Raw genomic sequence first — 1,368 nt, forward strand, 5'->3', positions numbered from 1 at the left:
ATTTCAGTTCATAGAACCTCCCACATTCTCAGGCTTAGCCTGTCGCAAGAAAGACCTGACCCTGATTTTTTGATTCAACGGTTCTGGTGAGTTTCCATATATTTTCTCAGCAAATTGTTTATGCGGGTCTGATATCCCTGCCCCTGCCCCTTGAACCATTCCAGAACGTCGGCATCCAGTCGGATAGTCACTGGTTTTTTCACCGGTAGGTGCAGCTCGGCCTGTTGGAAAAAATTATCGTCCAGTTCAGGTATATCAGAAGTGTCGATGTCCTCGTCACTCATGGCATTGAGGCGCTCCCAGTCAGTACCGGATGTTTTCTTCATAGTGTTGAACCTCTTTCCTGGTGGCTTTTCGGGCTGAGATGATCCGTAATACATCATCCACTCGTTCGGTGTAGACCACTACGCCGGTGAGGTGGTGAATACGGCCAATGGCTACCCAGCGTTCTTCGCCATAATCGGCCCGATCATCGACCCTGCTGAGCATGGGGTGATTGAATATATCGACAGCGTCCTCAAATCCTTGCAATGCGGGACGGACCATACATGACCCTGATTTTCTTCCCCTCACTACGGAACTAAGCTATCGTTGATGAGCCATTGACACAGGGAGCATGGATATGTTTCAGACTTACAAAGCCACTGTAGATAATCAGGGAAACCTGAAACTGCCAGATAATCTGGTCTTACCCTCAGGATCGAAAGTATTGATAACCATACTTGAAGAATCACCCGGTCAGCAGATTAATGATGAAGCGCTGTTAAGTGAACCATCACTGGTAGCAGACTGGAATAAGCCAGATGAGGATGAAGCATGGGAATGCCTTCAAAAGGAACAATAGTCACTATTAACTTCCCGTTCTCCGACTTATCGTCCACTAAACGCCGACCGGCACTGGTGCTTGCCAGCGTTAAAAAGGGTGATGTTATTCTCTGCCAGATCACCAGTAAACCCTACTCTGATCCTGCAGCAATTGTTATTACTGCGAACGACTTCAATCAGGGAACCCTCAATCGTGAGAGCTTTGCACGCCCGGGAAAGCTATTCACGGCACACCAAAGCATTATCTGCCAGGAAATCGCGACCATTAAAGCAGAAAAATTCAATGAAATTATTCTGCGGCTACATCAAATTTTTTCGAGAAAAGGGCAATAATCCTTAAACAGACAGCGGTAGCAAAGCTGCATGATCAGGAGTCAGATTCATTAGAGCAGAAAAGGATTAGAGAGCGTCAAGAATCAAGACTTGACCCTGATTTACTTGTGACCCTGATTTACTTGCCTATTCGTGAACGGTTTAGAGCGAAGATTTACTTGCCTATTCGTGAACGGTTTAGAGCGAATAAAAATAAAGACGAAGCGCATC

4 protein-coding genes are annotated in these 1,368 nt (G+C 46.1%); 2 read left to right on the top strand and 2 right to left on the bottom strand.

Annotated elements, in window-relative coordinates:
- Positions 1-74 precede the first annotated feature (74 nt).
- Both KDK14_RS15675 and KDK14_RS15680 read right to left on the bottom strand, forming a co-directional pair.
- Complete coding sequence (locus tag KDK14_RS15675) at positions 75-326, bottom strand: BrnA antitoxin family protein (protein WP_257266113.1); 252 nt, start codon at positions 324-326, stop codon at positions 75-77.
- Positions 304-546 carry a BrnT family toxin gene (locus tag KDK14_RS15680; RefSeq protein WP_257266114.1) on the bottom strand — a complete coding sequence of 81 codons (243 nt, stop codon included), beginning with the start codon at positions 544-546 and terminating at the stop codon, positions 304-306. Before KDK14_RS15680 ends, KDK14_RS15675 begins: the two co-directional genes overlap by 23 nt.
- Before the next feature lie 76 nt (positions 547-622).
- On the opposite strand from KDK14_RS15680, the gene KDK14_RS15685 reads away from it, so the two are divergent.
- The gene (locus KDK14_RS15685) at positions 623-844 is read left to right on the top strand and encodes a hypothetical protein (RefSeq protein ID WP_257266115.1); all 222 of its coding nucleotides are present in this window, start codon (positions 623-625) and stop codon (positions 842-844) included.
- A complete protein-coding gene (locus KDK14_RS15690; protein ID WP_257266116.1) occupies positions 823-1,158 on the top strand; it encodes a type II toxin-antitoxin system PemK/MazF family toxin in 336 nt (111 codons plus the stop codon). Before KDK14_RS15685 ends, KDK14_RS15690 begins: the two co-directional genes overlap by 22 nt.
- Positions 1,159-1,368 lie beyond the last annotated feature (210 nt).

It is taken from the genome of Endozoicomonas sp. ONNA2, from assembly GCF_024606365.1.
Taxonomy (GTDB): domain Bacteria; phylum Pseudomonadota; class Gammaproteobacteria; order Pseudomonadales; family Endozoicomonadaceae; genus Endozoicomonas.